Below are 25356 nucleotides of genomic sequence, written 5' to 3' on the forward strand. Positions count from 1 at the left end.
TGCAGTCTTATTAGCATTTTTCAAAAGAAATGTTACAGAAAAACCTATATGAAGTCAAGATACAAATCAAAAGAAATAACAGTTCTTAAACATTGTTTAAAAACTTATTGTTCACTCATTTTATACTGACTATTACCTCTTCCTAAAAATTTTGTAACTTTAAAAAAAGGAGTAGACAATGATATACAAAATACAATTTGTAAAGCTGTTCCTGAGTTTGTTATTGATTCCTCTTTTCGTATTTGGGGCTGAAGATAATATTTATAAAGAAGTTGATACCATTATCGAAGCGGCAATCAGCGACAGTGCCTGGCCGGGCGCCGTATTAGTTGTGGGTAATAAAGACGGTATTCAATACCAGAAATCCTATGGTTTTCATACCTATGAAAAAAAAGAAAAGACCCGTCCCGATGACATTTTTGATCTGGCATCCATCACCAAGGTTATGGCAACAACACCGGCCGTGATGGATTTATATGAAAAGGAAAAAATTTCACTGGATGACCCCATCGTAAAATATATACCGGAATTTACCGGGAGTACTGAAACAGCCACGCTGATGAAAGAACTGGTTTCCATCCGGCACTTATTGACGCATACCAGCGGGCTTCCGGCATATAAATCATTTAATTACAGCGAAGAAACTCCGGAAAGCATTATGGCTTCCATTTTGAGTACGGATCTGGATACCCTTCCCGGGACCCGTTATGTTTATTCGTGCCTGGGATTCATCACTCTGGGTGAAATGGTGAAGCGTGTATCGGGATTTCCATTGAACGAATACGTGAAAAAAAATATTTACACACCCTTGGGGATGGATCATACCTGCTATCTTCCTCCTTCAGACTGGATGGACCGGATTGTTCCCACGGAATATTCCGAACAGGAAGAAGGATATATCCGGGGACGTGTCCATGACGATATTGCTGCCGGACTAGCAGGAATTTCCGGTAATGCAGGACTTTTCTCAACGGGGAAGGATATGGCAGTGTATGCACAAATGTTTTTAAACAAGGGGACTTATAAAGACATTACAATTTTTAAGCCTAAAACTGTTGAACTATTTACAAAGAGAGCCTACCTCTTGCTCGATAACTCTCGCTGCCTGGGTTGGGACAGTCCCCAGGGAGAATCCTCCGCAGGTGTATATGCCGGCCCCAATAGTTTCGGCCATACAGGTTACACCGGTACCTCCATGTGGATAGATCCGGATAATGATCTGTTTGTCATTCTTTTAACAAATGCGGTTCATCCTCACCGTCGTTATAAATACCCCAATTATTTTGACTGGCGACAGCTTGTTCATTCGAAGGTTTACGAAGCGCTGGATCTGACGAAAGAAAATCCGGAATGTGTATGGAAAGAACGCTGGGAAGATCCCAAAGTCCGGAACCAATATCAGGAGAAGACATTCTGGCAAAAGCTGTTCAATCGCTAGAGTCGGCCGGGCAGCATGTATCAACCGCCTGATATCGCTGATAGATGGATTGAAAAACCTGACAGGCATCTAATTTTTGCATGATCTGATCGAAAATGATCCGTGAGTCCCGGGCAGTATAGTATTTCTCAAATATTGCCGTCGCCTGATCATATTCCCCCATATAGAAAAGTGTTAAGACAACCCGCAGAAGATGAGAAAACAAGTCGATATCAGGAGAATTCCACTCAATGGGTGTATGGATTGGCAATGAATTCCGCAGTATCTGCCGACTTTCATGAATATCTTTGAGAAGCACTTCCCTGAATTCAGGATTGGCGGGATAGAGTCCGTCCTCTTCATATTTGAATACAACAGGAATTATCGGCGATACGGCATGGCTTAAAACGAGGAAATAATCAAAAGTCAGCAGGTATTGGACCCATTCCGGGATTCCATCCTGATTCAAATCCTCAAGATTTACACTGTATCCGACAGGATAATCCGTCGACCGGAAAAAAACATGTATCAAATCGGATGTACCGTTAAGCAGTATATATGACCAACAACAATGGGCACCTCCGCTGAATTGTTCAACAACCAGCATGGAATCATTTTTCCCCGGCAGGGGGATGAATGCGCTCCGGGTCATACACCGGTTAAAACCCCGGTTAAAGACAGCCAGCGTATCGTCATCCTTTATGAGAACGGCATACCAAAACAAGCCATCATCAGAGGTTTTTTTTAAAAGATATCCATTCCAGAAAACCGAATCGGGAAGCAATGTAAAGCTTTCCAGAGAACGTCCCGGCAGGAACCGGGGAGACAGAAAAAAAATAAAGAGAAAAAGTCCTGCTACGTATGCATATTTTCTCATAAAAACCTATCAGCCAAGGACAGCAAGGAGAATTCCGGCGCCTACCGCCGATCCGATGACTCCGGCCACATTGGGTCCCATGGCATGCATCAGAAGATAATTTGTTTTATCGTATTCCATCCCCACATGCTGAACCACCCGGGCTGAATCAGGGACAGCGCTGACCCCTGCGGCTCCGCAAAGGGGGTTGATTTTATTTTCTTTTTTAAGAAAAAGATTCATGAATTTAGCAAATAAAACACCACTGGCAGTCGCCACCATAAATGATGCTGCCCCCAGAACAAAAATCATAATCGATTGTTTCGTCAAAAAAGTCGTTGCCTGTGTAGATGCACCGACTGTCAATCCCAAAAGGATGGTTACCGAATCTACAATGGGACCTCGTGCCGCATTGGCCAGCCGTTCCGTGACACCGCTTTCTTTCAGTAAATTTCCAAAAAAGAGCATCCCCAGAAGTGGTAAGGCTCCGGGAGAGATAAAAGTTGTGGCTATAAAACCCAGGATGGGGAACAGGATTTTTTCAACCTTTTTCACCTGTCGTGCCGGTTTCATGCGGATTTTCCGTTCTTTTTCCGATGTAAGGAGTTTCATGATAGGTGGTTGAATAACCGGCACCAGGGCCATATAAGAATAAGCGGCAATGGCAATAGCACCCATGAGATGGGGCGCCAGTTTGGAAGAAAGAAAGATCGCTGTGGGACCATCGGCACCTCCGATAATGCCAATGGCGCCGGCTTCCTGTATGGTAAATCCCAGAAAATTTGCCACTAAAAAAGTCATAAAAATACCCATCTGTGCCGCAGCCCCCAGGATAACAAGCTTCGGGTTGGACAAAAGGGCGGAAAAATCCGTCATGGCTCCAATTCCTAAAAAGATCAGGGGGGGGTAAATCCCTTTTAATACACCGTAATAGAGATAATTCAGTACGGAGCCTTTTTCATAGATCCCAATTTGTAATCCACCACCTTCCAGAAAAGGGATATTACCGACAATAATCCCAAATCCAATAGGGACCAAAAGAAGAGGTTCGTAATTTTTTGCCGCACCAAGATAGATACAGATACCGCCGGCAATCAACATAATTACGTGACCAATAGTTATATTCGCAAATCCTGAATAGCGCATAAACTCAAAGACAATATCCATTAAACCTCCAGGGTAATTAAAACTTCACCTTCCAGCACAGAATTTCCCGGCTTGACGTTCACTGTTTTAACCACACCATCTGATGATGCCATGATATTATTTTCCATTTTCATGGCTTCCATTTTTGCCACGACCTGACCGATTTTCACAGAATCTCCGGGATTCACAAGAATTGAGAGGATAGTCCCCGGAATGGGTGCTTTGATATACTGACTGCCCACATGCTCCGTGGGTTTGTGGGTCCGTTCCACTTTATCCGAATTGGAGGGTGCCACATTTTTGCGGACCAGGCGCGGTGTTTTTTGTTCCGGCCGGGATTCCAGGATTTCCACTTCATAATCGGTCCCGTTACATTCCACAACTGCCGAATCATCGGTCATAGACTTAACCATCAGTTCATAGGGATTTCCATTGATCAGAAATTTCATCTTTTTCATAATTTATTTTCCTGCACTTTTGATCGTCACGATGGGTTGACGGAGTCCGTAAATTTTGCTGGACCATGGCGAATAGGGTTTTGCCCACCGCTCAAATGTGAGTTTGGCTTTTTCTTCTTCCAGACTTTGACGTCTGAAAAGGTAAACGGCCATCATGATCGCCGTTGCCGTTTCATCGGGAATCTTCGATCCCTTTCCCACGGAGGATTCCCGGATTTCCTTCTCCTTTTTCAGGCTTTCATTCCGTTTATAATGATACTCAAAGGCTACCCTTAATACATTATTTACCAGCATGACAAAAAGATAAACAACAGTAAGTGCCACCATCACAATCAGAAAACCTGCAAGGGTAATTTTCAAAATAAAACCCGTCCCTTTGTCGGTCATGGCTGAAAAGAGAGGAGTAGAAAGCACCAGGAACAGACCAATTAATTTATACCTCAACATGTATGCTCCTATAGGGGAATATTTCCATGTTTTTTCAGGGGATTTGTCAGTTTCTTTGTCAACAGGCTTTCAAAAGCCCGGATAATGCGAAAGCGGGTATTTTTCGGGTCAATCACATCATCCACAAAGCCCAGGTTTGCAGCGATAAAAGGATTTGAAAATTTTTCCCGGTATTCTTCTACAAGCTGTTTCATGCGATTACCCTCCGGATCGTCATTCAGTTCTTTCCGGTAAAGAATCTGAACTGCCCCTTCGGCCCCCATGACGGCGATTTCGGCCGTCGGCCAGGCATAATTTACATCGCCACGCAGGTGTTTCGAACTCATCACATCATACGCGCCGCCGTAAGCTTTACGGGTAATGATCGTCACCTTCGGTACCGTGGCTTCGGCAAAGGCATAAATCAGTTTTGCCCCTTCGCTGATGATTCCACGGTATTCCTGGGCAGTTCCGGGCAGAAAACCGGGGACATCCACCAGGGTCAAAATGGGGATATTAAAGGCATCACAAAAACGGACAAAACGGGCGGCTTTTTTACTGGCATTAATGTCCAGTACACCGGCAAGGTAACTGGGCTGATTTGCAACAATACCCACCGAGCGGCCATTAAACCGTGCAAAGCCCGTAATAATATTCGGGGCAAAGTGCCGGGATACTTCCAAAAATTCCTCGTCATCCACTATCCGGTAGATTATATCTTTCATGTCATACGGCTGATTCGGAAAATCAGGTATGATGGCCGCCAGCTCCTCATCCACCCGGTTGATAGGGTCATGGGTAGAAACTATTGGGGCTTCTTCCAGATTGTTTTGAGGCAGATAGCTGATCAGTTTCCGGATAATTCCCAGGGCCTCTTCCTCATTTTCCGCTGAAAACTGGGCCACACCGGATTTGGAGGCATGGACCATGGCGCCTCCCAGTTGCTCTTCTGTCACACTCTCGTTCGTTACGGTTTTTACAACCTTCGGGCCGGTGATAAACATGTAGGATGTCTCTTCCGCCATGATGATAAAATCTGTCAGCGCCGGGGAATAGACGGCTCCACCGGCACAGGGACCCAAAATGGCGGAAATCTGGGGAACCACGCCGGAAGCTTCCACATTCCGCTGGAAAATATCTGCATACCCGGCAAGAGACATGATCCCTTCCTGAATGCGGGCACCGCCTGAATCGTTCAATCCGATGACCGGAGCCCCCATTTTCATGGCCATATCCATCACTTTACAGATTTTCATGGCAAAGGTCTCACTCAGACTTCCCCCCAGTACCGTAAAATCCTGGGAAAACACATAGACCAGCCTGCCGTCGATGGTTCCATACCCAGTAATCACTCCATCGCCCAAATACTTCTTCTTATCCAGTCCGAAATCCCGGCTCCGGTGGGTCACGAACATATCAAATTCCTCAAAGGAATCTTTGTCCAGTAAAATCTCGATTCGTTCACGGGCGGTCAGCTTTCCTTTTTCATGCTGCCTGGCAATCCGGGCTTCCCCTCCTCCTTCCAATGCTTTTTGCCGCATTTCACGGAGTTTTTTTAAATTTTCCCGCATCGACATATGTATTTTCTCCTTTTTATCTAAGGATACCCTATAATTCCTCGTGTTCCTGAGTGAGTTCGGTTAAAACCCCAAAGGTGGATTTGGGATGAAGAAAACCTATCAGGTGCCCGCCGGCCCCTTTACGGGGGTTCTTGTCTATCAGACGGATTCCCTTTTCTTCTGCTGTCCGGAGTGCCTCATCACACGCATCCACAGCATAGGCAATATGGTGAACTCCTTCGCCTTTTTTCTCGAGAAATTTTGCGACGGGACTCTCTTCCGAAAGGGGCTCCAGGAGTTCAATCCGTGTATCTCCCACTTGAAACATCGCAACTTTAACACCCTGGTCTTCTACGGTTTCGGTCCCCAATAATGAAAGACCTAAAACATCTTTGTAATATGGGATTTGTTCGTCAAGCGAGCGGACTGCTATCCCGATATGCGAAATTCCTTTTACCATGTTTACCTCTGTTTTTCTCTTCTCCTGCCGTCTCCCACCTGTGACGGAAGCATATCTGATCCGGGTCTCATGCGCACTTTACATCGCGGCTTGCTGCCCCCGGCCGGTTGAAAACTTAATGAATGTAAAAAACAATTACTCCTCTTTTTTAGGGGATATATTTTCCAGAAATCCTTTCATAAGCTGCTCTGCCCCGGTTGTGGGTAAGAGGGTGCCGGACTCGATTTTTTCTTTCATAGTGTTGATATCCTCACGGATTTCCGGATGATCATAAAACCAGACCCGCATCCGTTCTTCAACCATACTGTAGAACCAGTTTACAGCCTGTTCTTTCCGTCTGTTCTGAAAAACACCGTTCTCTGTCGTTTTCTTTTTAAAGTCCCAAATCATACGGCGGATTTCAGGGATGCCATACCCTGTCAGGGCGGAACACGTTAACACTTTACAATTCCATCCTTTTGTAACCGGCTTCAGGTAATGGATGGCTGTTTCAAACTGATTCCGGGTCATTTCGGCTTTCTGAAAATTGTCACTATCCGCCTTATTGATCACCACGGCATCGGCTATTTCAATGACCCCTTTTTTAATCCCTTGAAGTTCATCCCCGGCACCTGAAATTTGCAGGAGGAGGAAAAAATCCACCATGGACCGGACCGTGATTTCACTTTGACCCACTCCCACGGTTTCAACCAAAATCACATCATAACCGGCCGCTTCACAAACGGTGATACTTTCCCTTGTTTTGGAAGCCACTCCTCCGAGAGTTCCGCCGGACGGCGAGGGACGAATAAAGGCATTTTCATCCCGGGAGAGTTTTTCCATCCGGGTTTTATCCCCTAAAATACTCCCTTTTGTCACAGAAGAACTGGGATCCACGGCCAAAACTGCCACACGATGACCGTTTTGGACGAGCTGAAGGCCAAAGGCTTCAATAAATGTACTTTTACCGGCGCCGGGAACACCGGAAACACCTATACGAAGGGACTTTCCGGCATAAGGCAGTAATTGGTGAAGGACACGGGCAGCCATGTCCCGATGCCGGGGGGCCTGGCTTTCAATCAGGGTAATGGTCCGGGCCAGCAAAGGTCTGTCCCCTTTTAAAACACCCTTGACATAATCATCCACTGAAAGGTTTTTCCGCCGGGGGCCTTTGACAGTTTCTTTTCTGATTCCGGCAGAATACCCGCTCCGGACCACCTTCACGGCAAAAGCTTCATGATCTTCCGGCGGTGCCCAATCCGGCCGGTAACTCCTCTCGTTCTCGGGCCGCTCGTCCTGATTTTTGTCCCGGTTCCGATTTTTATCTTTTGCTCTCATTCGTGTCCAAATCGTTCATTTATTTCTTCCATGAGCCTAAAGCCCGCTTCCGGAATGCGGGTTCCGGGACCAAAAATGGCCGAAGCTCCGTGCTGATAGAGAAAATCGTAATCCTGGGACGGAATCACCCCGCCGACAATGACGATAATATCTTCGCGTCCCAGTTTTTTTAAGGCGTCAACAAGCTGAGGAAGCAGTGTTTTGTGTCCCGCCGCCAGTGAACTCATGCCCACTACGTGGACATCATTTTCCACCGCCTGACGTGCTGTTTCCTCCGGTGTTTGAAAAAGGGGTCCCATATCCACATCAAACCCCATATCGGCATAGGCAGTCGCCACAACTTTAGCCCCCCTGTCATGACCATCCTGCCCCATCTTTGCTATTAAAATCCGGGGTCGGCGTCCTTCCTGTTTTTCAAAATCGTCAGTCATGCCACGGACCTTTTGAACCAGATTCTCCTCGTCTCCGGCATATTCACTGCTATACACACCTGAAATTGTCCTGGTCACAGCCTGATACCTTCCACATACTTTTTCAATTGCTGATGAAATTTCCCCCAATGTTGCCCTGGCTTTTGCCGCATCAACACACAAATCCAGCAGGTTGCCTTCGCCGGATTCCGTACAGGCGGTAATGGCTTTCAGGGCTTTTCCCACAGCCTTATCATCCCGTTTGGACCGAATATCCCGGAGTCTGCGGATTTGGGAGAGACGGACTGCCGTATTATCCACCTCGAGAATCTCAATGGGATCCTTTTCTTCAGGAGGATATTTATTCAACCCCACAATGGTTTCCCGTCCTGAATCAATCCGGGCCTGGCGCCGGGCGGCCGCTTCTTCAATGCGCATCTTGGGAATTCCGGCCTCAATGGCTCTGGTCATGCCGCCATATTCTTCCACTTCCAGAATATGATCCCAACCTTTCTGCAGGAGTTCATGGGTCAGAGACTCCACAAAATAGGAACCGGCCCAGGGATCGATTACCTTTGTAATCCAGGTTTCATCCTGCAAATAAAGCTGAGTGTTCCGGGCAATCCGGGCGGAGAAATCCGTCGGCAGGGCAATAGCTTCATCCAGGGCATTGGTATGCAGGGACTGGGTGTGCCCCAAAGCCGCAGCCATGGCCTCGATGCAGGTTCGGGCTACATTGTTGTAGGGATCCTGTTCTGTCAAACTCCAGCCGGAGGTCTGGGAATGGGTCCGCAGGGACATGGATTTGGGATTTTTGGGGTTGAACTGTTTGATAAGTTTGGCCCAGATCAACCGGGCTGCCCGGAGTTTGGCAATTTCCATGAAATAATTCATGCCTTCCGCCCAGAAAAAAGAAATCCGGGGGGCAAATGCATCGATATCCAGTCCCGCACGAATCCCGGTCCGAACATATTCCAAACCGTCAGCCAGCGTATAGGCCATTTCAAGATCCGCTGTGGCTCCTGCTTCCTGCATGTGATAGCCCGAAACACTGATGCTGTTGAATTTGGGCATCTTTTCCGACGTGTATTTGAAAATATCGGCAATGATCCGCATGGAAACTTCAGGCGGATAGATATAGGTATTGCGGACCATATACTCTTTGAGGATATCATTCTGGATGGTTCCGCTCAACTCTTCCGGTGTGACACCCTGTTCTTCCGCCGCAACAATGTAAAAGGCCATGACCGGCAGAACCGCCCCGTTCATGGTCATGGAGACGGACATTTTATCCAGGGGAATTCCGTCAAAAAGGATTTTCATATCCTCCACCGAATCGATGGCCACGCCTGCCTTTCCCACATCCCCCACCACTCGGGGATGATCCGAATCATATCCCCGGTGGGTTGCCAGATCAAAGGCCACGGAAAGTCCCTTTTGCCCCGCCGCCAGATTCCGGCGATAAAAGGCATTGCTCTCTTCCGCCGTGGAAAAGCCGGCATACTGCCGGACAGTCCAGGGACGTCCCACATACATGGTGGAATAGGGGCCCCTTAAAAAGGGAGGAATCCCTGAAAGGTAATCCAGATGTTCACAGGCTTCCGTATCCTTCCCGTCGTAAAGGGGTTTGACGGGAATTTTTTCCATGGTTTCCCATACGGCCTCACGGACTGTCATACCCGTCTCTTTTTCAAAGGCTTTTTCCCATTCTTCACGGGTCATCCGGGGAGTGTCAACATCAAAGGGAATTTTTGTAAAATCCGGTTTACGCATGATGTTCACCTCCCGCCAATTTCCAAAGATCTTCATAAAATTCCACGGCATCGGCCCCCAGATACAGGAAGCGGTAAACGCCTGCTTTTTTCAGCATTTCCATACTCTCCCGGGGTCTGCCGGCAACGATCACTTTCATGGCGGATTGAAGATCTCTAAGCTTATTTATAAAGGCCGGAACAATGTCCGGATAGGTTTCATCTGTGGAACACAGCACGGCGGCAAAGGCCTTGCTTTCGTTTGCGGCAAGGGCCGCTTCTGCCGGTGAGGGTTGAGCCGGTGTATCCAGGACCTCAAACCCGCCGGGTTCCAGAAACCCCCGACTGAAATCGGAGCGGATCTTGTGCTGTTTGGGCGGTCCCATATTAACTAGAATAATCTTTGGTCTGCCTTTTTGCGTCTTCTCCGCCTGCCAGCCCATATCCCGGAAGCGCTCAAAAATCTCGGCGGCTCTGTAAGGCAGAAGAGGTGATATAGTGAGCCCCTGCCCTGCCGACAGGCGGAGACTCCGTGAGATTTCACCCAGGGTAGCTCCGGCTGAAACAGCCTGCACTGCCGTTTCCATCTTTTGTTTTCCCAGGGACAGATTTTCAAGGTGTTTCATCACAGCCTGATTTTCCTTTTGGTCCAGGGATACACGAAAGGCTTTCAAATACTCTGCCCGCTTTTTCTGAAGCGCTTTTTGATCAACGGGTACAGAATCCAGCTTTTTTTGTTTGATGTCGGCATACATATTGATTCCCACCAACACCTTTTTCCGCTTTCGATAATCTTTTTCCCGGGCTTGTCTTACTGATAAAATTTCATCATGAATCCATCCGGAGTCCAGGGCTTTCAGCAAGCCGCCCTGTTCTTCTGTTTTCTGAAAACATGTCCAGGCTTCTTTAGCCACCTGCCATGTCAGAGTCTCTACAAAATAAGATCCGCCGGCCGGGTCGATAAGCCGGTCCAGATGACACTCTTCCCTGAGAATAATCTGAATATTCCGTGCAACACGGCGGGCAAAGGCCAAAGGTTCATTCACGGCCATTTCGTCAAAAGCATTGGTATGAAGACTGTCCACGCCCCCCAGGATGGCGGAAAAAGCCTCCGTGGTGGTCCGGAGGATGTTTACATAGGGATCATACAGCGTCTGATTGGTTTTGGATGGCCGGGCATGCCAGGTAATTTGATGTGCGGCTTCATTCAACCCATACTCTTTCAGCACCCTTCGGACCAACAAGCGTGCAGCCCTGAATTTGGCAATTTCCATAAAAAAGAAAGGCCCAACGCCCAATGTAACCCGCAGATGGCGGACAATACATTCCGGGTTTATATTCCGTTCACCCAACCGGTTCATCCATTCCACCAGGGAGGAAAGCATCCAGGCCAGTTCCTGCACGGCGCCGGCTCCGGCCTCATGATACGGCAAAGTGGAAATACCCAATCCTTTCATACCCGGCATTGTGCCGTCAAGCCATGTTACTGTTTCGGCTATTTCATCAAAAACGGTTTTAAGATCCACGGGAAGAAAACCCTTTTTGGCCAGAAATGCAAAGGGATCCTGATCCACGGCCCCGCTGAGGGATTCGGGATCAACACCTTTTTTATCCAGATAGGCTTTAAAAACCGCCAGAAAAGGGAGAGCAGAAAAACCACCGTCAAGTATCAGATCAACGGCCGGGAGTTCCACGCCGTTTAAAGCCCGTTCAAGGCTTCGCAACCCGGAGATGGAGAGGCCGCCATCCCCGACATGTTCCGTCTTTGCGTAATCGGCATCCTGTCCCAAAAGAGAAGCCGTATCCAGTTTCAGAGTCACACCCGTTTGACCTTTCTTCAAATCATTCAGCAGGGCTTTATTGAATTCTTCCGCCAGGACAAAGGGAAGCTCCTGATTTACAATCCAGGGTTTACCCACATAAGCGGCTGGCGTGTTTCCGCGCAAGCCGTGGTCCACTCCGGGATACATATCGGAGAGTATAGCATCCCGATCCGCCCGGATGTACAGGGGTTCCAGCGTTATGCCTTCATAGGTGGGAGTGCACAGTTTCTTCTCGAAGGGTACCCCCTTAAGAAAAGGCTCCACAATCGCCAGCCACTCTTCATAAGTGGGAATGGGAAAATCGTCCTTCAGCGTAAATCGCTTGTCCAGTTTTACCAATGGATCTTTGCGGGTCTCTGTCATACTTATCCTCTAATCTCTGTCAGATAATGGTTCCGTCTTCAAGAACTGCACCTTTTTTCACCACGACAATGCCATCCCGGATCCAATACTGACTTTCTTCCTTGTAGTCAATCCCATTTTTATTCAGGATTTGTACATCATTTCCGATATGGACATTTTTATCGATAATGGCATTTTTTATCACACAATTGCGGCCGATTCCCAGGGGAATGCTTGTTTCACGGTCTTCTTCAAAATAATCATTACCCATAATATAGGAGGATTCGATCGTCGTTCCGTAATTAATGATGCTCCGGATTCCAATCACTGATTTACGGATGGAAGTAGCCCGGATCATGGATCCTTCCCCCACGGTGGATGACACGATGCAAGAGTCCCCGATATGGCTTCCGGGAAGCATGCGGGCATGGGTATAGATAGGCATCAAAGGATCCCGAAAACAGAAGGGAGGTGTTTGGGAAGTCATGGCAATGTTGGCGTCATAAAAGGAGCGGATGGTCCCGATATCCTCCCAGTATCCATTAAAAAAAAAGGCCTGGACATGATACCCGCTTTCAATGGCTCCGGGGATGATATCACCGCCGAAATCATCTTTCTGAATATCACTCAGGGCTTTTCGGAGAATTTTCTTGCTGAACACATAGATTCCCATAGATCCCCAGTAGGGTTTGTCCGGATTCCCCGTATCGCTGGTCATCTCATCCAGGATTTTATCTTCTTTGGGTTTTTCGGCAAATCTGACAATTCTTCCGTTTGAATCCACCTTCAGCACACCGAAATCCTTGGCTTCTTCCCGTGAAACGGCTTTGACGGAGATAGTGATATCGGCAGCGCTGGACCGGTGATGGTAGACAAACTTGTCATAATTCATCCGGTACAGATGATCGCCGGCCAGAATCAGGTATTCAGTGAATTCCCATTTTTCAAAATGGTGCATATTGTGCCGGACGGCGTCTGCCGTCCCTTGATACCAGTGGGCATTTTCAAAGGTTTGTGATGCCGCCAGAACCTCCAGAAACCCTTGTGAAAAGGGATCAAACTTGTAGGTGCTGTTAATATGCCGGTGGAGAGATTCGCTGTTGAACTGTGTCAAGACGTAAATTCTTCGGATATTGGAATTCAGGCAATTGCTGATAGGTATGTCAATCAACCGGTATTTCCCCCCGATGGGGACTGCCGGCTTGGAACGCACACTGGTGAGGGGAGCCAGCCGTGTCCCCCGTCCTCCTCCAAGTATGAGTGATAAAACACGTCTCATAGGCACCTCATGAATTATAAAATATTAAACCAATAGTCCGCCAGCCAGATTTCAAGCCATGTAAGCACACCGCCCAGAACGGCTCCCGCAAGGGTTTGCATGGGTGTATGGGCTTTCACACGGATTCGGGACCAGCACAATGCGGGAACGATCAGCCAGAGAATTACATGCCGGGGACCGAAAATCAGGGTTGTTGCAGACAGGTAACCGGCAATGCCTGCACAGTGAATACTGATTTTCCACCACAGGGTGATAATACCGTAAATAATCGTATTGATAAAAATGGCAAACAATACGGCATTGAAAACACCCGGAAGCCCGGTCCAGACAGAAATGAAGAACGTGACCAGATAAATGAGGGAAAAAATCATAAACGGAACAATCCGCTGGGATCGTTCGGGGATATCCATGTGGGATGTCATCCCTTTTTTGACCATAAAACCGATAATCAGGACGGGCAGAATAAATGCAGACAGGGAACCGGCAATGATAATTCCCATGGTATCGGCCCGGTTATAGCCCTTATACGTTACCAGGTAGACAATAAATAAAATGCTGAACCACAGAGGATTGAAGATAAAGGATATCCCTCTGGCCAACCATGTTTCAAAATATTTAGGTGGTTTTTTCATCAGTTTTAAAATATACAAAATTCAGTCATTAAGGTCAGGCCTAATTCATGGACTGATGAAAAAATTCATAGACCTCCGGATCATTGATACGATACTTATTCAGGCGGATTGTCATGGTTCCGGACTGTTCATCTCCCGGCCGGGCGATACGTTGCCTCCGGGGATTGGGAACCCGTCTCTTTTCTTCTGCAGCCGTCATCAGGACCTCGATGGATTGGGGCAGGTAAAGATCTTCCAGGACCGGTCTTTGGCGGAAAAGGATATTCACGGTATTTCCTTTGGGATCCCGGACAAATATTTCCCGGATATACCAGCGGATGGTATCCATAGTAACCGTCCAGTCTAAACGGCCTGCGGCTGGATCCTGAACATGCATCCTGAGGATCACCCCGCCGGCAACCGTTTCAACATCAGGCAGGACGGTAACGGAAGAATCCATAAGAACATGGTGCAGATTGATCAGAATGGCTTCAGGGGGAATCACATCTTTTAAACCGCCGCTGATATCCACCTCATCGGGGGACAGGTACCGGAGTTTTCCCCTTTGATCAGCCAGGGTGAATCCCGGCATCCGCGAACTGACCAGAAGGTCTGCTTCCAATGTGGAAATTTTATTCATCTGATCATTATAGCGAATCAGATAGGAGCGGGCGTCGGCTGCCGTCAAACAAACTATAAAACTTAGGAGCATGATCGTGAGAGAAAAGATAAACCGTTTCATCGTTCTGCCACCTTCTCCGGTGTTTCGGCCATATCCACGGGATGGACGGTCCAGTCCCGTTCGGGAATAAATTCCACAACATTCCCATCGGGCTTCTGCAAAACGACCCGGTGAATGAATGCATTGGCAATCATGGCTTTGCACATATTGCATATAAACTCATGACCATAAACATATATTGTGCTGTCTGCTGTGGAATGTCCGTTCCGGGCAGCCAGTACAATAGCATTGGACTCGGCATGAGAACCCACGGCACGGCACAGTTCCAGGTGAGTTCCGGATTTGATATGGTGTTTATCGCGGTAACAAAATCCATATTCCAGACTGTTTTTCTGGAAGCTGGGAGCCCCGTTGTAACCGGTGGAAATAATATCTTTATTTCGGACGATGACGGCTCCCACCTGCCTGCGCAGACACGATGAGCGCCGGGCCACCACCCGGGCGATTTCCAGAAAGTATTCATCCCAGGTGGGACGTTCAGGTCGCTTGTCCATTCTTTTTCCTTATGTTTTTTACATACAGTTTCTTTGTCTTCAGCACCAGACTGAAACGGGTCAGATCCTCGGCGGCATAGCTTCGGGGAAAGACCTCCCGAAGTTCTTCTTCAATAACGCCGGTTTCCCGGTAGCGTTCCGAAAAATGGGTCGCGATAAGAAAATCAACCTTGTTTTCAAGGGCTGCCTTTGCTGCAGTGCTTGTGGTTAAATGATCGTAGGCTTCGGCAAAATCCCGTTCATTTTCCATAAAGGTTGTTTCACACAGCAGCAGATCCGCATGATCCATGAGGGGTTTCAAATGATTTCCCGGCGCCGTATCCGCCACATAAGCAAAAACCCGGTCCGGAACACGTTTTGAAACACTTTCCCGGGTGATTATTCCCCTGTCTGTTTGAAGTTCACCTTTTTCCTGCAAAATCCCAACGGATTTCCCCTCAATGCCTGTGGCATTCAGTTTTTCTTTGTCAAACCTGAATCCGCCAGGCTGAACAATCCGAAACCCGTAGGTTGGAATCCGGTGTTTGAGTTCTATGGCTTCAATCCGCAGCTTACCTGCATGAAAAACGACACCTTCCCGGAATATTGGAAGAAGATGAAGGGTCAGGGTCTGATGAAAATCCGAGCAGGTGAGAAGTCTCTTTAAAAAGTCCTCTCCTGTCCTGGGATAGATGATGGTCACCGGTTCAGTCACCTTTGCCAGAGAGATCCGCTGTATGATTCCCGGGAGTCCCAGGCAGTGATCCCCATGGAAATGGGAAATACATATTGTCCGAATAGCCGGCACTGAGAGCCCGCCTTTCACACACTGACGCTGAATCCCCTCTCCCGGATCCAGGAGGATATTCTGTCCCTGCCAGCGCAACAAATATCCGCCGTGGTTTCGCTCTGCCGTGGGCAGTTGGGAAGCTGTTCCCAGGATGTTCAGTTCCATTGTCATCGTTTGTCTGAAATGTAACGGGTTTTTGACAGATTTAAAATGTTGAACATTATTTTCTTGCTATTCCGCAGGATTCCGTGAAAATTCATCCATGGCTGATTCCACCCTTCAGATTATTCATTACCTTGCTTCCCGATACTGCGCCGGACGCCGGACCGGAACCGACGGGTGGAAAAGGGCGCAGCAGTACATCATCCAACAGATGCAGGATCTGGGCATTCTCCCTTTTTATGGTGAAGAGTATCTTCAGCCTCTCCCTCACCTGCCGGGCAATATTGAAGGGGCAAACATTTTAGGTTATATCCCCGGAAAGGGACAATTGAAAAACCGGTATATCATGATCGAAGCCCATTACGATCATCTGGGGACTGACGAAGATGAGCTGGGCTATTACCCCGGGGCTGATGACAATGCGGCAGCTGTGGGTATCATTCTCAGGGCGGCGGGTCATTTTCACGCCGATCCGCCTCAGGCTGACAGACGGAGTATCCTGGTGGCCTGTTTTGACGCGGAAGAACCCCCCTTTTTCAACTCTCCACACATGGGTGTGGAACGCTTTTGCGAAGCAAATCCCGAGGTATTGAATGCCATTGATTTAGCCATTTTTCTGGATCTTATGGGACACGGTCTGGGCACAGGGACACATGAGAAGATCATGGATTCTTTTTTCCTCATCGGAGCTGAAAAATGTGGTGTCGGTCCGGTAATCAATCAACTTGAGACTTCCGTCAAGGGAATTTATCCCCGACGCATGGGCATTCATGCCATTCCCCCCTCCGGGAACTATATTGCCTTTAAAAAGCGTGAACGTCCTTTTATCTTTACCACTTCCGGTCGGAACCATTTTTACCATACCCTCTTTGATTCTGCCGAAAAACTCGATTACCCCAAAATCAACCGGCTTGTCCTTTATTTTTCACATCTTTTGCGGGATTTATCCATTGCCCCCCGGCAATATTTCACATACGACCCCAAAGGTGCCGCAGATGCCGAATCCCTGAAATCTTTGAAAGAGATGTTTCAGGTTATGGATCCTGAAACACCTAACCTGTGCAATATCATGAATTACATAGAAAAAGCCGAAAAAATCTGTAAGGCAAACGGAAACCTCCCTCTTCCCGAGCAATCAAAACTTCTTCATCTGGTGAAATTGATTGAACAGTATGTGTCCTGATGCACGATATAAAGGTGAAAATAAAAAAAATTTTGATTATGAAGCCCTATTTCTCTTACATTAAGTAAAAATGAAAAGATAATAACAACATAAGGAGTGAACAATGCGTTTAAAAACTGTGATCGGATTGATGCTTATCCTGGCTTTGATTATGCCTGTCATACCTTTGAAGGCGCAAAGTCTTGAAGAAAGTCTTCAAAAAATGCTGGGAGATAATGCAAAGGGATATGTACAGCCCTTGGTAACGGGATTCGGCGCGGGCATGAACAGCGGTTTGTACCGGAAAGCATCCACAAAAACCGGAACGCTGCCCCTGCCCATCGGTTTGGATGTGGGACTGGTCGTGAACATGGTGGCTGTGCCCGAAGCAGCTATGATGTTTGAATATTCCATGATGGAAAACACTATCACTTTTCCCCTAAGCACCATGCCCGGACTATCAATGATTCCGGCAGATCTCCAACCGGAAGATATCACGCTGACATTTAACGATATTTACGACAACGGTGGGGTAACAGAAACACCCACCATCGCCAGTGACCAGGAAGAAGGTGTGTTGCTTTCCACCCGGACACCCAATGAAGTTTACATGGCCCTCAGGACCCGCCTTGTGGAAGATCAGGGCATGTCCGGAACGGATGTGGATACCTATCTGCAGCCATCCATTATGAATTTCCTCAACGGCAATTTGAGTACCATAGCTCCAGACTTTCAATTTCCCGGCGGGCTCGGACTGGAATTCGTCCCCACTGCCGGACTCCAGGCAAATGTCCGCATTCCTTTTGAGATAGAAGTACAGGCACGCTACGTTCCTGAATTTGAAATCAGTGAGGAACTCGGCATGTTCTCCATGTACGGAGCCGGCCTGCGGAAAAACCTGCCTGTCCCCGTTCTGGATGTTTCCGTCGGCGCTTTTTATCAGGTATTAAAAGTCGGAGATATTCTGGAAGCTACAAATATCAATTACCATGCCGAGCTGGGAAAACGGCTTCCCATTCCCTTTATCAAAATTACGCCGTACATTGGTGCCGGATATGATCAAACAACCATCAATTTAACCTATACCATTCCTGCGGGGACCGTTCCGGGTATTGATGAAGACCAGGAACTTTCCTTTGATTTGGAAGGGGAAAATACATTCCGGATGAATGCAGGTTTAACCCTTCAGGCCCTTCCTCTGACATTTATCAATGCCGAGGTAGCCCTGGTGGGAGATTATCAGGTGGCAACCGTCGGCCTGGGAATCATGTTTAAATAATAAAATTTGGACACAAAATAAAAAAGGGCGGTCCGGACCGCCCTTTTATTTTACGATGGTTTTTTTCATTTCCGCCGGAAGGTAGTCCCTTCTTTCCGGTCGATGAGTTCAATCCCGGCTTTCAGCAATTCATCACGGATGGTATCGGCTCTGGCCCAGTCCCTGTTCTTCCGTGCTTCATTCCGTTCGATTATCCTCGCTTCAATGTCCTCATCGGACAACGTTGCGGGCTTTTCGTGATCTCCCGAAAAAATAACCCCTAAAACCTGATCCACTTTTTGTAATGCTTCCAAAATCCTTTCTTTATCACCACTTGTCATCGGCAAATCTGTCTTTATCCGGTTTATCCTGCGGATTAATTCAAATACCGAAGCCAGAGCCGGAGAAATGTTCAGATCATCATCCATGGCCCCTTCAAATTTTTCCAGCATCCGGGCAACTTCTTTTTCCACCTTTTCATGGACAGGACCTTCCTCATGAATCTGATCCAGCTCAAAGAGGTAATCGTCAATCCGCTTGAGGGATTTTTCCGATTGTTCCAGTAGAGAAAGACTGAAATTCAATTTCTGGCGGTAATGAGTGGAAAGCAGTGTATATCGGATGGCACGGGGGGAATAGCCTCTGTCGATCAACCCCCGGATATAAATAATATTTCCCAGGGATTTACTCATTTTCTCCCCGTCCCAGAGCAGGTGTTCGCAATGGAGCCAGTACCGGGCAAAAGGTTTACCCGTAGCCCCCTCACTCTGGGCAATTTCATTCTCATGATGGGGAAAAATATTATCCACTCCGCCGGTATGAATATCAAATGTTTCTCCCAGATATTTCATGGACATGGCAGAACATTCGATATGCCAGCCGGGACGGCCTTTACCCAGCGGCGTGTCCCAATAGACATCCCCGTCAGTCGGTTTCCAGGCCTTCCACAAGGCAAAATCGTGCGCCGATTCCTTTTCGTATTCGTCACTTTCCACCCGGCCTCCACTTCGGAGATTTTCCGGGTTCAGATTCTGTAAACGGCCGTAACGGGGAAAAGCCGTGATCTTGTAAAAAATGTTTCCGTCCTCTGTACGATAAGCCAGCCCCTTCTCCATCAGAGACTGAATTAATTTTACCATATCCCCGATGTGTTCCGTAGCCGCCGGAAAAACCTCCGCCCTGTCAATATTCAAAATGTCCAGGTCCTTAAAGAAAGAATCTTTGAAAGGCCGTGTATAATCCTGAAGGAGAATCTTTTTTTCAAAACAACTGCGGATAATTTTATCGTCCACATCCGTAAGATTCATCACCTGGGTAACATTGAATCCCTTATATTTCAGGTAGCGCTTCAGCTGATCCTCAAAGATATAGGCCCGGAAATTGCCGATATGGGCATGGTTATAAACCGTCGGGCCACAGGTATACATCTTTACAACACCTTTTTTCAGTGGAATGAAGGGTTCTTTTTTCCGGGAGAGTGTGTTGTAAAAAACCAGATTCATGTTGATTCCTTTTTTTCAAAACGTTTCAGGGCATCCTTTACAATCCAATCCGTTAAGGCCGGGAAATCCATCCCCATGACTTTAGCCGATTTAGGAAGAAGACTTGTGGCCGTCATGCCGGGCAGGGAGTTGGCTTCCAGAAAATAAATCTCTTTCCCGTCTTTCAGTCTGAAATCAATCCGGGCATAATTTTCAAGACCCAAAATATCCCAGATGCGCAAGGCCTTCTCTTTCAGGGATTGGGTCAAATCATCAGTCAGAGGTGCCGGTATCAGATAACGGCTTTTCCCTGATGCGTATTTTGTCTCAAAGGTATACACACCACCTTCAGGGAGAATTTCAATAAGGGGAAAGGCTTTGCCACCCACAACAGGCACCGTGAGTTCCTGTCCCGGAATGTATTCTTCCGCCAGAATCACCGAATCATATTTCAGGGCATCCTTCACCAGTGGACGGATATCACAGGGTTCCATCAGGACATGGAGCCCCACGGATGATCCGGCACTGTTGGGTTTTATCACCAGGGGAAATGTCAATTCATCGGGATTGATGTGTGTGCTCTTTGTAATCCTGACGACGCGTCCCGTTTGAACGCCTGTTTTTTCTGCCAAAACCCTGGAGAGGTATTTATCCATAGACAGGGCAGACGCCAGGGGACCTGATCCTGTATAAGGCAACCCGGCAATATCCAGAACCGCTGCGATGATACCGTTTTCACCGCTTCCCCCGTGGAGGGCATTAAAAACCACATCAGTATCCAGGGCTTTCAATTTCCGGATATGATCCATAAAAACCGTTTCATCCCGCTGTACCATATCATCAAAATGACTGTCCGTTACATCAAAGGTCTCCAGTTTTTTGCGGAACCGGGCCATTTCATGCCAGGGTGTGGAGGGATCCACATAAAAAACGGTATGACCCAGAGATTCCAGTGCTTGACCCACTGCTTTTCCACTGGTAATGGAGACATTCCGTTCCGGTGAAGCTCCACCCAGCAAGACACAGATATTCATCAGGTTCTCCTCACGATACTTGATACGGCTTCTTTCAGGGTATCAGCCACCGTCAGATCCGGATCCATTGTTTTTAATGCTTTTTCGGTTTCTTTTCCCTTGCCGGTCCGGACCAGGATAAAGGGAATGCCGGCATTCCGGGAGGTTTCATAATCTGAACGGCTGTCTCCCACCATCAAAGCTTCATTCAAATGGATGTTATGATCGGCAACCGCTTGTTGAATCATACCTGTTCGGGGTTTGCGGCAGGAACATCCTTCTTCCGGGGTATGGGGACAATAATAATAATCCGTGATTTTCCCGCCTGCAGACTCTGCAGTTTGGATTACCTTTTTGAATATTCTCTCCGCTGTATCCCCGGAAAAAAAATGCCGGTGAATACCGGACTGATTGCTGATGATAATAACAGTTATGGCATGCTGTGTCAGTTGCAGAATGGCTTCGGGTACATACGGATAGACCTTCACATCCCGTAGAGTACGGACGTATTCATCCCGGTCTTCATTCAGCACCCCGTCCCTGTCCAGAAATACCACAGATATTTTCATAGACGGAATTTAAGGGTAAGGAGGGAGAAAATCAGCCGATTATCATTTTTTATGTTGAAGAAAGATAATAAAACTCATTAGCTTCATATCATGCACTATGGTCTTACCTGCCTTATCTTGATCTTGTGGCTGGCTGTTCTGGATCCCGGTATGGGAAACATACAAGCCGGTGGAAAAGATACCCTGATAAACAGCACTTTTTTAGGAGGCCCGGGCCGCAATGTCTACGGAAACAGGGCGCCGGATCGCCTTGAGCTGCAATGGTCCCTATACCTGGGAGAAGGGGAAACCACGCTGTCCCGAAAGGCAGGGAACCGGACCTGGAAGGGCTGCGGATGGACCGGCCAGCCATTGCTGGTGGAAACTGAAGATACTTTATACATCATCCAGGGTGCGTATGATCATCACCTGAAAAAGATCCGGGCTTCTGATGGAGAATTGATCTGGCAATATGCTTTTGATGATGTGATCAAAGGGACGGGAACCCTGTACAGGCCTCCGGGAAAGGATCAGCTGATCATTTTACAAGGAAGCCGACTGGGACTGAATAAATACCTGGATCATCCCATGATTACCAGTTATCAGGCGATAGATTATCATACAGGCAAAGCCCTGTGGAAAATGAATGTTCCTTTTTTTGCCAGTTACAGCCGGGATGTGGACGGCTCGGCCCTTATTGTGGATTCCCTGGCATATTTAGGTTTGGAAAACGGACAATTCATCGTTTTTGATCCCCGGCCGGAACAGGCGGAAATTCGGGAGGGCTTTCTTCAGCCGCACATTCTGGAATCACACCGGCTTTATGCCCTGGAAGACACCCGGAGCCATGGTTTAAACCTGGTAACGGAAAGTTCCCCGTGTCTTCTCGGTAATCATATTTACATCACATCCGGTTCGGGACATGTCTATGGATACCATTTGGAAACCCGTCAGATAGACTGGGATTTTATCACCGGCAGTGATATGGACGGATCACCGGTGGTTACATCAGACAGTTGTTTACTGGTGACGCTTGAGAAACAGCATATCCCCGGAAAAGGCGGGGTGATGAAACTGAATCCCCGAAAACCTCCCGATTCATCCTGTGTGGAATGGTTTCTGCCCGTAGGGAATGCCGTAGTGGCAGAGTGGAAAGGCGGGGTTATCGGGAGTGCATCCGTCAATGACCACACGCGACCGGAGGGATATCCCCATATCACCGCCATCAGTGCTTTGGACAGCTTTTTATACATAATCGATTATAAAAAAACACAACCTTGTAAGGTATTGGGACCGGACAACAGCACGTGGTATTCCAAACCCGTTGTTCTGGATTCAGTGATCATCGGTCCTTCCATATCGACTCCCGTTGTGGTGGGGGATAAAATCATCGCGGCAGGCTACTGGGGAATATACCTTTTTGAATACTCTCCCGAAGGCCGTTTAAAAAGGCTGGATGCACAACCTTTTGGTTGTGAAGCCACACCGGTTGTTCATGAGAATAAAGTCTATATTGGTTCCCGGAACGGGTATTTATATTGCTTTGGTAACTAAAGGGATGCGTCGGTCCAGATATATTCGATAGGATTGACGGGGTTGTTGTTATACCGCACTTCATAGTGAAGGTGCGGACCGGTTGAACGACCTGAGCTTCCAACAAACCCAATAACATCCCCCCGGCGGACTATCTGTCCTTTCCGTACATTCATGCGGCTCAAATGAGCATAAATTGTGGAAAATCCATAGCCATGTTCAATTTTAATCGTATATCCGTAACCACCATTATATCGCGCATAGACTACTTTCCCCCCTGCGGTGGCATAGACATGGGTTCCCGACTGTGCGGCAATATCAATCCCATGATGAAAGGTTCTTTCTCCGTTAAAGGGATCCAGGCGGTAACCGAAGCGGGAAGAAAGATACCCCAGTTTTGTGGGAGAAATGGACGGAATACTTTCGAAACGGTCTTTCTGAGTCTGAAGTGTCTCAAAAAGGGTCTCATAACTCATCAATTCAAGCTTGATAGTCTGGGAAAGAGCTTTCAAATTCAGATCCATCTTTTCCAGAGCGCTTTCATTTTCCGGATCCAGATTATCCAGATTGAAATCTTCCGTCACACGGCCACCCACACCCATTTTTCGAATATCCTGGTCAATCTCCGGCAGATTGGCGTACAGACGCAGGGCTTTATCTTTTTCCACAATTACGTCAATCTGGTTCTGCAGGGTGGATATCCGGGTCCGCATTTCAGAAAGAACCGATGTAAGATCATCATTATCCGCTGTAATTGCCTTAATTTTCTCCTCATAATAAATGCCCGCAAGATACTGAGCGGAGCCATATATAGTCATGGATAAGACGAAAAATACAAGGCAGATAATCCGCACCATACGGCTGACAGGAATCACCATCTCCCGCATTTCCGATGCATGCTCAAAAAAGATGAGAAACTTTGTGTTCTGTGATTTTTTCAGTTTTGGGCTCATACGTTTATATTTTAAGGGTGAATTTACTTTCTATCAAGTATTAACCTAAAAACTTCTGCAACAGCCTGGCCCGGCTGATATGCCGGAGTTTCCGGAGGCCTTTTTCCTTAATTTGTCGGACGCGTTCACGCGTGAGATTTACTTTTTCCCCAATCTCTTCCAGGGTCATCTTAGGATAATTCTCCAATCCATAGTACATTTTAATGATTTTTTGTTCCCTGTCCGTCAGATTCTTTAATACATCGTGCAACTCATATTTCAGTGATTCATCCATCAGTTCCCTGTCCGGGGCCTCCGCATCTTTATCCTCAATGATATCCAGAAAATAGGAATCGTTTTCATCACGGACCGGGGCATCAACAGACAGGGGGGCTGTGCTGAGCTGAAGGGTTTTTTCCAGTGTATCCTGATTGATATCCATATCCTGTGCCAGCTCTTCAAAATTCGGTTCCCGTTCGTATTCCTGCTCCAGATATTCCATCTCGCGTGCATATTTATTCATAATGGAAACCATCGTCAGGGGAATACGGATGGTGCGGGACTGTTCTGCCAGGGCTTGCAGGATAGTTTGTTTAATCCACCAGACAGCATAGGAAATGAATTTGAACCCCCGGCTTTCATCATACCGGTGCGCTGCCTTAATCAAACCCAGATTCCCGATATTGATCAAATCCTCCAGAGGAAGTCCCCGGCGCTGGTATTTCTTAGCGATGGAAACCACAAAACGCAAATTGGCACAAAGCATCTTGTTCAGCGCATCCTTATCCCCCTGTTTAATAAGCTGACTCAAACGGACCTCTTCTTCCGGCGGCAGGGGTTCTGTCTCGGCAATTTCCTCAAGATAACTGGATAAATTGGGGCTAACTCCCCACTTCCGGGAAATATAAGATATGTCTCGTTTCCGATGCTTCATAAATTCAAAGGACCGTCAGTCTTCGCTCTTTGTCTCATCTGGTTCGGGTACGTCGGCCATGGCGATATCTTCCGGAGTTTCCTCCCCGAAAGGATCATCTTCCGGAGTCATCCCTACCTGTGCCAGTTCGTCCCGGATTTCCTGGACCTTTTTCTCGGCCTGGACAATCTGATCCATGAGAACCTGGATATCATCATCTGAGGAAAAGTCAAATTTTTTGTTCTCACTCATTTCATGATAGACTTTTTCACCCAGCTCTTCATAGGCTTTGGCCAAATCCCGGCCGGCCTGATATAAATCATATTTCAGACGCGCTTTCTGTGTGAGATGCTCCGCTTTCTCAGCCGTGGTTTTTACCATGCCTTCCACTTTGGGCCCGTTTTTAATCCACCAGTCATTCATGAAATTCTTAATATCATCAAAGACTTTTGACATTTTATCCTCCTCTATCTCATCTGCTTTATTGTATTTGT

24 protein-coding genes are annotated in these 25356 nt (G+C 47.4%); 4 read left to right on the plus strand and 20 right to left on the minus strand.

Annotation, left to right across the window (positions count from 1 at the left end; genetic code table 11):
• Positions 1-178: 178 nt before the first annotated feature.
• Positions 179-1438 (plus strand): serine hydrolase, encoded by a 1260-nt coding sequence (locus tag J7K63_09055; GenBank protein ID MCD6235168.1) that lies wholly within the window; start codon positions 179-181, stop codon positions 1436-1438.
• Here J7K63_09055 and J7K63_09060 read toward each other — a convergent pair.
• The 14 genes from J7K63_09060 to J7K63_09125 form a co-directional block, all read right to left on the minus strand.
• On the minus strand, positions 1428-2294 hold the full coding sequence (locus tag J7K63_09060) for a hypothetical protein (GenBank protein ID MCD6235169.1): 867 nt from the start codon (positions 2292-2294) through the stop codon (positions 1428-1430). The two genes, J7K63_09055 and J7K63_09060, sit on opposite strands and share 11 nt — an antisense overlap.
• A gap of 9 nt (positions 2295-2303) precedes the next feature.
• On the minus strand, positions 2304-3440 hold the full coding sequence (locus tag J7K63_09065; GenBank protein ID MCD6235170.1) for a sodium ion-translocating decarboxylase subunit beta: 1137 nt from the start codon (positions 3438-3440) through the stop codon (positions 2304-2306).
• Positions 3440-3877: an acetyl-CoA carboxylase biotin carboxyl carrier protein subunit gene (locus tag J7K63_09070; GenBank protein MCD6235171.1), complete on the minus strand. Its 438-nt coding sequence runs from the start codon at positions 3875-3877 to the stop codon at positions 3440-3442. Before J7K63_09070 ends, J7K63_09065 begins: the two co-directional genes overlap by 1 nt.
• Positions 3878-3880: 3 nt before the next feature.
• Positions 3881-4324: an OadG family protein gene (locus J7K63_09075; GenBank protein ID MCD6235172.1), complete on the minus strand. Its 444-nt coding sequence runs from the start codon at positions 4322-4324 to the stop codon at positions 3881-3883.
• An 8-nt stretch (positions 4325-4332) separates the two neighbouring features.
• Complete coding sequence (locus J7K63_09080; protein ID MCD6235173.1) at positions 4333-5880, minus strand: acyl-CoA carboxylase subunit beta; 1548 nt, start codon at positions 5878-5880, stop codon at positions 4333-4335.
• A gap of 31 nt (positions 5881-5911) precedes the next feature.
• Positions 5912-6322, minus strand: a complete 411-nt coding sequence (mce, locus tag J7K63_09085) for a methylmalonyl-CoA epimerase (GenBank protein MCD6235174.1) — start codon at positions 6320-6322, stop codon at positions 5912-5914.
• A 135-nt stretch (positions 6323-6457) separates the two neighbouring features.
• Complete coding sequence (gene meaB, locus J7K63_09090) at positions 6458-7639, minus strand: methylmalonyl Co-A mutase-associated GTPase MeaB (protein MCD6235175.1); 1182 nt, start codon at positions 7637-7639, stop codon at positions 6458-6460.
• Positions 7636-9822 (minus strand): methylmalonyl-CoA mutase, encoded by a 2187-nt coding sequence (gene scpA, locus J7K63_09095; protein MCD6235176.1) that lies wholly within the window; start codon positions 9820-9822, stop codon positions 7636-7638. Before scpA ends, meaB begins: the two co-directional genes overlap by 4 nt.
• Positions 9815-11986, minus strand: coding sequence for an acyl-CoA mutase large subunit family protein (locus J7K63_09100; GenBank protein ID MCD6235177.1), 2172 nt, complete (start codon positions 11984-11986; stop codon positions 9815-9817). The genes scpA and J7K63_09100 overlap by 8 nt, the downstream gene beginning before the upstream one ends.
• Before the next feature lie 19 nt (positions 11987-12005).
• The gene (locus J7K63_09105; GenBank protein MCD6235178.1) at positions 12006-13244 is read right to left on the minus strand and encodes a glucose-1-phosphate adenylyltransferase; all 1239 of its coding nucleotides are present in this window, start codon (positions 13242-13244) and stop codon (positions 12006-12008) included.
• Positions 13245-13258: 14 nt separating this feature from the next.
• Positions 13259-13876 (minus strand): hypothetical protein, encoded by a 618-nt coding sequence (locus J7K63_09110; GenBank protein MCD6235179.1) that lies wholly within the window; start codon positions 13874-13876, stop codon positions 13259-13261.
• A gap of 40 nt (positions 13877-13916) precedes the next feature.
• Positions 13917-14597, minus strand: a complete 681-nt coding sequence (locus J7K63_09115; protein MCD6235180.1) for a hypothetical protein — start codon at positions 14595-14597, stop codon at positions 13917-13919.
• Entirely contained in the window at positions 14594-15091 is a 498-nt protein-coding gene (locus tag J7K63_09120) for a dCMP deaminase family protein (protein ID MCD6235181.1), read from the minus strand. The genes J7K63_09115 and J7K63_09120 overlap by 4 nt, the downstream gene beginning before the upstream one ends.
• Positions 15075-16031 (minus strand): MBL fold metallo-hydrolase, encoded by a 957-nt coding sequence (locus J7K63_09125; GenBank protein MCD6235182.1) that lies wholly within the window; start codon positions 16029-16031, stop codon positions 15075-15077. The genes J7K63_09120 and J7K63_09125 overlap by 17 nt, the downstream gene beginning before the upstream one ends.
• Before the next feature lie 91 nt (positions 16032-16122).
• On the opposite strand from J7K63_09125, the gene J7K63_09130 reads away from it, so the two are divergent.
• Both J7K63_09130 and J7K63_09135 read left to right on the plus strand, forming a co-directional pair.
• A complete protein-coding gene (locus J7K63_09130; GenBank protein MCD6235183.1) occupies positions 16123-17205 on the plus strand; it encodes a M28 family peptidase in 1083 nt (360 codons plus the stop codon).
• A 103-nt stretch (positions 17206-17308) separates the two neighbouring features.
• Positions 17309-18463 (plus strand): hypothetical protein, encoded by a 1155-nt coding sequence (locus J7K63_09135; GenBank protein MCD6235184.1) that lies wholly within the window; start codon positions 17309-17311, stop codon positions 18461-18463.
• A 65-nt stretch (positions 18464-18528) separates the two neighbouring features.
• On the opposite strand, the gene cysS is transcribed toward J7K63_09135, so the two are convergent.
• Genes cysS through J7K63_09150 form a run of 3 tightly spaced genes read right to left on the minus strand, consistent with a single transcriptional unit; the run spans position 18529 to position 21493 of the window.
• Positions 18529-19944 carry a cysteine--tRNA ligase gene (gene cysS, locus J7K63_09140; protein MCD6235185.1) on the minus strand — a complete coding sequence of 472 codons (1416 nt, stop codon included), beginning with the start codon at positions 19942-19944 and terminating at the stop codon, positions 18529-18531.
• On the minus strand, positions 19941-20957 hold the full coding sequence (locus J7K63_09145; protein ID MCD6235186.1) for a D-alanine--D-alanine ligase: 1017 nt from the start codon (positions 20955-20957) through the stop codon (positions 19941-19943). Before J7K63_09145 ends, cysS begins: the two co-directional genes overlap by 4 nt.
• Positions 20957-21493, minus strand: a complete 537-nt coding sequence (locus tag J7K63_09150) for an HAD family hydrolase (protein MCD6235187.1) — start codon at positions 21491-21493, stop codon at positions 20957-20959. The genes J7K63_09145 and J7K63_09150 overlap by 1 nt, the downstream gene beginning before the upstream one ends.
• A gap of 102 nt (positions 21494-21595) precedes the next feature.
• On the opposite strand from J7K63_09150, the gene J7K63_09155 reads away from it, so the two are divergent.
• On the plus strand, positions 21596-23038 hold the full coding sequence (locus J7K63_09155) for a PQQ-binding-like beta-propeller repeat protein (GenBank protein ID MCD6235188.1): 1443 nt from the start codon (positions 21596-21598) through the stop codon (positions 23036-23038).
• On the opposite strand, the gene J7K63_09160 is transcribed toward J7K63_09155, so the two are convergent.
• The 3 genes from J7K63_09160 to J7K63_09170 all read right to left on the minus strand — a co-directional run bounded on the left by J7K63_09160 (position 23035) and on the right by J7K63_09170 (position 25318).
• The gene (locus J7K63_09160; protein MCD6235189.1) at positions 23035-23895 is read right to left on the minus strand and encodes a M23 family metallopeptidase; all 861 of its coding nucleotides are present in this window, start codon (positions 23893-23895) and stop codon (positions 23035-23037) included. The two genes, J7K63_09155 and J7K63_09160, sit on opposite strands and share 4 nt — an antisense overlap.
• A 115-nt stretch (positions 23896-24010) precedes the next feature.
• Positions 24011-24883 (minus strand): sigma-70 family RNA polymerase sigma factor, encoded by an 873-nt coding sequence (locus J7K63_09165; protein ID MCD6235190.1) that lies wholly within the window; start codon positions 24881-24883, stop codon positions 24011-24013.
• Positions 24884-24898: 15 nt separating this feature from the next.
• Positions 24899-25318: a hypothetical protein gene (locus J7K63_09170; protein MCD6235191.1), complete on the minus strand. Its 420-nt coding sequence runs from the start codon at positions 25316-25318 to the stop codon at positions 24899-24901.
• Positions 25319-25356 lie beyond the last annotated feature (38 nt).

The organism is Candidatus Neomarinimicrobiota bacterium (assembly GCA_021157965.1).
GTDB lineage: Bacteria > Fidelibacterota > Fidelibacteria > Fidelibacterales > Fidelibacteraceae > Fidelibacter.

Bases quoted from the DNA above. Each gene is read 5' to 3' on its own strand.
- J7K63_09055 (MCD6235168.1), top strand. From the start codon at position 179: ATGATATACAAAATACAATTTGTAAAGCTGTTCCTGAGTTTGTTATTG.
- J7K63_09060 (MCD6235169.1), bottom strand. From the start codon at position 2,294: ATGAGAAAATATGCATACGTAGCAGGACTTTTTCTCTTTATTTTTTTT.
- J7K63_09065 (MCD6235170.1), bottom strand. From the start codon at position 3,440: ATGGATATTGTCTTTGAGTTTATGCGCTATTCAGGATTTGCGAATATA.
- J7K63_09070 (MCD6235171.1), bottom strand. From the start codon at position 3,877: ATGAAAAAGATGAAATTTCTGATCAATGGAAATCCCTATGAACTGATG.
- J7K63_09075 (MCD6235172.1), bottom strand. From the start codon at position 4,324: ATGTTGAGGTATAAATTAATTGGTCTGTTCCTGGTGCTTTCTACTCCT.
- J7K63_09080 (MCD6235173.1), bottom strand. From the start codon at position 5,880: ATGTCGATGCGGGAAAATTTAAAAAAACTCCGTGAAATGCGGCAAAAA.
- mce (MCD6235174.1), bottom strand. From the start codon at position 6,322: ATGGTAAAAGGAATTTCGCATATCGGGATAGCAGTCCGCTCGCTTGAC.
- meaB (MCD6235175.1), bottom strand. From the start codon at position 7,639: ATGAGAGCAAAAGATAAAAATCGGAACCGGGACAAAAATCAGGACGAG.
- scpA (MCD6235176.1), bottom strand. From the start codon at position 9,822: ATGCGTAAACCGGATTTTACAAAAATTCCCTTTGATGTTGACACTCCC.
- J7K63_09100 (MCD6235177.1), bottom strand. From the start codon at position 11,986: ATGACAGAGACCCGCAAAGATCCATTGGTAAAACTGGACAAGCGATTT.
- J7K63_09105 (MCD6235178.1), bottom strand. From the start codon at position 13,244: ATGAGACGTGTTTTATCACTCATACTTGGAGGAGGACGGGGGACACGG.
- J7K63_09110 (MCD6235179.1), bottom strand. From the start codon at position 13,876: ATGAAAAAACCACCTAAATATTTTGAAACATGGTTGGCCAGAGGGATA.
- J7K63_09115 (MCD6235180.1), bottom strand. From the start codon at position 14,597: ATGAAACGGTTTATCTTTTCTCTCACGATCATGCTCCTAAGTTTTATA.
- J7K63_09120 (MCD6235181.1), bottom strand. From the start codon at position 15,091: ATGGACAAGCGACCTGAACGTCCCACCTGGGATGAATACTTTCTGGAA.
- J7K63_09125 (MCD6235182.1), bottom strand. From the start codon at position 16,031: ATGACAATGGAACTGAACATCCTGGGAACAGCTTCCCAACTGCCCACG.
- J7K63_09130 (MCD6235183.1), top strand. From the start codon at position 16,123: ATGGCTGATTCCACCCTTCAGATTATTCATTACCTTGCTTCCCGATAC.
- J7K63_09135 (MCD6235184.1), top strand. From the start codon at position 17,309: ATGCGTTTAAAAACTGTGATCGGATTGATGCTTATCCTGGCTTTGATT.
- cysS (MCD6235185.1), bottom strand. From the start codon at position 19,944: ATGAATCTGGTTTTTTACAACACACTCTCCCGGAAAAAAGAACCCTTC.
- J7K63_09145 (MCD6235186.1), bottom strand. From the start codon at position 20,957: ATGAATATCTGTGTCTTGCTGGGTGGAGCTTCACCGGAACGGAATGTC.
- J7K63_09155 (MCD6235188.1), top strand. From the start codon at position 21,596: ATGCACTATGGTCTTACCTGCCTTATCTTGATCTTGTGGCTGGCTGTT.
- J7K63_09160 (MCD6235189.1), bottom strand. From the start codon at position 23,895: ATGGTGATTCCTGTCAGCCGTATGGTGCGGATTATCTGCCTTGTATTT.
- J7K63_09165 (MCD6235190.1), bottom strand. From the start codon at position 24,883: ATGAAGCATCGGAAACGAGACATATCTTATATTTCCCGGAAGTGGGGA.
- J7K63_09170 (MCD6235191.1), bottom strand. From the start codon at position 25,318: ATGTCAAAAGTCTTTGATGATATTAAGAATTTCATGAATGACTGGTGG.